This window comes from Enterobacter sp. SENG-6, assembly GCF_001605945.1.
Lineage (GTDB): Bacteria > Pseudomonadota > Gammaproteobacteria > Enterobacterales > Enterobacteriaceae > Enterobacter > Enterobacter cloacae.
Genome location: NZ_LOMM01000050.1, coordinates 1 through 5,348 on the forward strand (window position 1 = coordinate 1; position 5,348 = coordinate 5,348).

At 57.2% G+C, this 5,348-nt stretch carries 4 protein-coding genes and 2 pseudogenes; 5 read left to right on the forward strand and 1 reads right to left on the reverse strand.

What is annotated here, in order from left to right; translation table 11 throughout:
* The 5 genes and pseudogenes from mrkA to mrkF all read left to right on the forward strand — a co-directional run.
* Positions 1–300 (forward strand): annotated as a pseudogene (gene mrkA, locus AX755_RS19290) (type 3 fimbria major subunit MrkA); the annotation flags it as partial.
* Positions 301–395: 95 nt separating this feature from the next.
* A complete protein-coding gene (gene mrkB / locus AX755_RS19295) occupies positions 396–1,097 on the forward strand; it encodes a type 3 fimbria chaperone MrkB (RefSeq protein ID WP_000820818.1) in 702 nt (233 codons plus the stop codon).
* Between the two features lie 11 nt (positions 1,098–1,108).
* The gene (gene mrkC, locus AX755_RS19300; protein ID WP_000813718.1) at positions 1,109–3,595 is read left to right on the forward strand and encodes a type 3 fimbria usher protein MrkC; all 2,487 of its coding nucleotides are present in this window, start codon (positions 1,109–1,111) and stop codon (positions 3,593–3,595) included.
* A complete protein-coding gene (gene mrkD, locus AX755_RS19305; RefSeq protein ID WP_023311709.1) occupies positions 3,586–4,581 on the forward strand; it encodes a type 3 fimbria adhesin subunit MrkD in 996 nt (331 codons plus the stop codon). Before mrkC ends, mrkD begins: the two co-directional genes overlap by 10 nt.
* Positions 4,582–4,594: 13 nt before the next feature.
* Positions 4,595–5,230, forward strand: coding sequence for a type 3 fimbria minor subunit MrkF (gene mrkF / locus AX755_RS19310; RefSeq protein WP_000677445.1), 636 nt, complete (start codon positions 4,595–4,597; stop codon positions 5,228–5,230).
* 34 nt (positions 5,231–5,264) lie between these two features.
* On the opposite strand, the pseudogene AX755_RS25450 reads toward mrkF, so the two are convergent.
* A pseudogene (locus tag AX755_RS25450) lies at positions 5,265–5,348 on the reverse strand (EAL domain-containing protein); the annotation flags it as partial.

The window sequence follows — 5,348 nt, forward strand, 5'->3', positions numbered from 1 at the left end:
AACTGGACCGGCGGTAACCTGCTGGCTGGCGCAACCAGCAAACAACAGGGCTACCTGGCGAACACCGAAGCTTCCGGTGCTCAGAACATCCAGCTGGTGCTGTCTACTGACAACGCTACCGCGCTGACCAACAAAATCATCCCGGGTGACAGCACTCAGCCGAAAGCGAAAGGCGACGCTTCCGCTGTAGCTGATGGCGCGCGTTTCACCTACTACGTAGGCTACGCCACCAGCGCGCCGACCACGGTAACCACCGGTGTGGTTAACAGCTACGCGACTTACGAAATTACTTACCAGTAATTCCGTCAGAAAATAAAACTGCCCCGCGATGGGGCAGTTAATAACAATAATAAAGCGGCAATGTCCGCCGCTTGTATTTTTATTCTGAGGTCAGCATGAAGCGTATTGCCCTTTTTTTCTGTTTCATTTTTAGTTTTGCGGCCCATGCCAACAATATTATTGTTAACGGTACCCGCTTTATTTATCCAGGAAATGAAAAAGAAATAACGGTACAGCTTTCAAATAACGCCGACCGTCCGGCGCTGGCGCAGGCCTGGCTGGATAACGGCGATGCCGATGCCACACCGGATACCATTACCACCCCGTTTATTATCACCCCGCCGATTTCGCGCGTTGACGCCAAGAGCGGCCAGACGCTGCGTATTAAGCTCGGTAGCAGCGCCGGTCTGGCGAAAGATAAAGAGACGCTGTGGTGGCTGAATCTGCTGGAAATTCCGCCGGTGGTGGCCAATCAGAAAAATGAAGGCCAGAACGTGCTGCAGCTGGCGATCCGTTCGCGCTTTAAATTTATTTATCGTCCTGCCGGACTGGGCAACCGCGATGCGGCGGCCGAGAAGCTGACCCTGACCGCCAGCGGCAGTAGTCTCGCCATCAACAACCCGACGCCGTTCTACATTACCGTCAGCCGTATTTCCCGCGACGGCGGTAAAGCCCTGAACAGTAAAACCGTGATGCTGGCGCCGCAGTCCAGCCAGACGGTGGCGCTCTCCTCCGCCGTCAACCGCGGCGAAACCCTGACCGTTAACAACATTAATGACTATGGCGCCGATGTCGCAGTGAAAGTGGCCGTTAAATAAGGGAGAAGCTAATGAAGCAGAGGTCATTCTGCCCGGGAAGATTAAGCACCGCGATCGCCATCGCGCTGTGCTGCTTTCCGCCATTTTCCAGCGGACAGGAAAACCCGGGAACGGTATATCAGTTTAACGACGGCTTTATTGTCGGCAGTCGCGAAAAGGTCGATCTGTCGCGCTTTTCGACCAGCGCGATTACCGAAGGCACTTACTCCCTTGACGTCTACACCAACGACGAGTGGAAAGGGCGCTACGATTTACGCATCGCGCGCGATAAAGATGGTCGGCTGGGCGTCTGCTACACCAAAGCGATGCTGGCCCAATATGGCATCGCGGCGGAAAAGCTCAATCCGCAGCTGAGCGAGCAGGAGGGCTACTGCGGTAGCCTCAAATCCTGGCGCAACGAAGAAAACGTCAAAGACAACCTGGTCCAGTCCTCCCTGCGGTTGAACATTTCGGTACCGCAGATCTATGAAGATCAACGCCTGAAAAACTATGTCAGCCCGGAGTTCTGGGACAAAGGTATTACCGCGCTCAATCTTGGCTGGATGGCGAACGCCTGGAACAGCCATACCTCTTCGGTAGGCGGGTCGGATAACAGCAGCGCCTATCTGGGCGTCAACGCCGGTCTGTCGTGGGACGGCTGGCTGCTGAAGCACATCGGCAACCTGAACTGGCAGCAGCAGCAGGGTAAAGCGCACTGGAACAGCAACCAGACCTATCTCCAGCGCCCTATCCCACAGCTCAACTCCATCGTCAGCGGCGGGCAGATTTTCACCAATGGTGAATTTTTCGACACTATCGGTCTGCGCGGGGTTAATCTTTCCACCGATGACAATATGTTCCCGGACGGCATGCGCTCGTATGCTCCGGAAATTCGCGGCGTGGCGCAGAGCAACGCCCTCGTCACCGTGCGCCAGGGCAGCAATATTATCTATCAGACCACCGTTCCGCCCGGACCGTTTACCCTGCAGGATGTCTATCCTTCCGGCTATGGCAGCGATCTTGAGGTCTCGGTGAAAGAAGCGGATGGCTCGGTAGAAGTGTTTAGCGTGCCTTACGCTTCCGTCGCCCAGCTGCTGCGTCCGGGAATGACCCGCTACGCGCTCTCCGCCGGTAAAGTGGACGACAGCGCGCTGCGCAACAAGCCGATGCTCTATCAGGCGACCTGGCAGCACGGGATCAACAATCTGTTGACCGGCTACACCGGGGTCACCGGTTTTGACGACTATCAGGCCTTCCTGGTGGGGACAGGGATGAACACCGGCATCGGCGCGCTCTCTTTTGACGTCACCCATTCGCGGTTGAAGAGCGATGCCCATGATGACTCGGGTCAGAGCTATCGCGCGACCTTTAACCGCATGTTTACCGATACCCAGACCAGCATCGTGTTGGCGGCGTATCGCTACTCGACGAAAGGTTATTACAACCTCAACGACGCGCTGTACGCCGTCGATCAGGAAAAAAATAGTCGCAGCAACTACACCCTGTGGCGGCAAAAAAACGGCATGACCTTCACGGTGAACCAGAACCTGCCGGACGGCTGGGGCGGGTTTTATCTCAGCGGCCGTATCTCCGATTACTGGAACCGCTCCGGGACCGAGAAGCAGTATCAGGTCAGCTACAACAATTCATTTGGTCGTCTCTCCTGGTCGGCGAGCGCGCAGCGCGTCTATACGCCAGACAGCTCCGGTCATCGTCGCGACGATCGTATTTCACTCAACTTCAGCTACCCGCTGTGGTTTGGCGATAACCGCACCGCCAACCTGACGTCGAACACCTCGTTCAATAACTCGCGCTTTGCCAGCTCGCAGATTGGTATCAACGGTTCGCTGGACAGTGAAAACAACCTTAACTACGGCGTGTCGACCACCACCGCCACCGGCGGTCAGCATGATGTGGCGCTCAACGGCAGCTACCGTACGCCATGGACCACCCTCAACGGCAGCTACAGCCAGGGCGAAGGCTATCGTCAGAGCGGCATTGGCGCCAGCGGGACGATGATCGCCCACAGCGGCGGCGTGGTGCTCTCACCGGAAAGCGGCTCGACGATGGCCCTGATTGAAGCCAAAGACGCGGCCGGGGCGATGCTTCCGGGATCGCCGGGCACCCGTGTGGACAGCAATGGTTACGCCATCCTGCCGTATCTGCGCCCGTACCGGATTAACGCCGTGGAAATCGACCCGAAAGGCAGCCATGACGACGTGGCCTTCGATCGCACCGTGGCGCAGGTTGTGCCGTGGGAAGGCAGCGTGGTTAAGGTCGCGTTCGGCACTAAGGTGCAGAACAACCTCACCCTGCAGGCGCGCCAGGCGAACCACGAGCCGTTGCCGTTTGCGGCAAGTATTTTCTCCCCCGACGGCAAGGAGATCGGCGTTGTCGGCCAGGGCAGCATGATGTTTATCAGCGATGCGAACGCCAAACGCGCGATTGTGAAGTGGAGCGGCGGGCAGTGTTCGGTGGATCTGGGACAGCAAACAACAAAGGATAGCGTATGTCGCTGAGGAAATTACTAACGCTTTTTATCGTCTTAATGGCGCTGGGAACCACCTCGTCCTGGGCCTCCTGTACGCGTCTCTCATCGCCAACGGTGATGCTGGACATGGTGGTGGGCAGGGTGGTGGTGCCCTCGGATCTGCCGGTGGGCTCGGTGATCCTTACCCGCGACTGGACGATGAGCGCTCCCGGCGGGGCAAGCTATCGCTGTACTTCCGGCACCAACCGCTTTGCGGCGAAGATCGTGTCGCCAGGGGCCACGGACCTTGGAAATAAAATCTACTCCACCAACGTGCCGGGAATCGGCATGCGTTTCAGCCGCGGCGGCGCAACGGTAAATATCGTCTATCCCGACGTCTTTTCGTCCCAGGTATATAACACCACCAACTATTCCCTCGAAGGGTCGCGCTTTACGCTGGAGATTATCAAAACCGCGGCAACCACCGGCAGCGGCACCCTGGCGGCGGGTAAGTACACCTCCTACGACTGGGAGAGCGGCGATAACCCGATCCTCGAAACCTATCTGAGCGCCAACGCCATCACCGTGGTCTCGCCCTCCTGTTCAGTGCTGAGCGGGAAAAATATGAATGTCGATGTGGGTTCCATCCGGCGCACCGACCTGAAAGGGGTCGGCACCACCGCCGGCGGGAAGGATTTTAATATCGACCTGCAGTGCAGCGGCGGCCTGAGTGAAACGGGATATGCCAACATTAGCACCTCGTTCTCCGGTACCCTGGCCACCAGCACTACCGCTACCATGGGCGCCTTGCTGAATGAAAAAGCCGGCAGCGGGATGGCGAAAGGCATTGGCATCCAGGTGCTGAAGGATGGCTCCCCGCTGCAGTTTAATAATAAATACACCGTCGGCCGCTTGAATAATCAGGAGACCCGCTACATCACCATACCGCTGCACGCGCGTTTTTATCAGTATGGCCCGACGACCAGCACCGGCGAGGTGGAGTCGCATATGATCTTTAACCTGACGTACGATTAATACGGGAGGGGGAATGAAGGGATTGCCGAAAAACACTATCGCGTGGCTGCTATTTTGCGGCAGCCTCGCCGCCCCCTCGGCGTGGGGTTTTGAGACCAATTACGATCGCGGACGGGTCGATTTTGCCGGGCGGGTGACGGATATTTCCTGTAGCATCGCGCTAAACGGCGGCCAGCATGCCGGCAGCGGTAATGTCTGGCTGGCGCCGGTCAGCCTGGCGGAAGTCCACGATCGCGGTGCCGGGGCGTTTATGAAACCGCAGCCGTTTACCCTGGCACTGTCAAACTGCCAGCTGCGCCATGATGGTGGGGCAGCCTCGCAGGATGAGGTGCGTCGGGTCAGCGTGCGCTGGGTCGATGGTTTTTTACTGACGGCGGTCGGTAACGAAAACGCCGGGTATCTGGCCAATACCTTGCCGGATGGAGCGCAGAATATTTATCTGGCGCTATCGACTAACGATAATAATACGCTGGATAAGAGTAATAAAATTGTCCCGGCGGACCCGCAGCAAAATCAGGTGCGTTTGCAGGAAAGCGCGGTCAGCGGCGGCCTGTTCACCTATTACGTTGGCTATGTTTCGCCAACGCCGAAAAGCGCCACCAGCGGGCCGATTACCAGCTGGGCAACGTGGGAATTAGTTTATAATTAAGTGACGTTAAAAAGCCGGGAATTCCCGGCTTTTTTTACATGGCAATATCATCGGCGACCAGTTGTTCAATACTGACTTCCCGCCAGTAATGTCCCTGGATAGCAAACCACTCCATTCC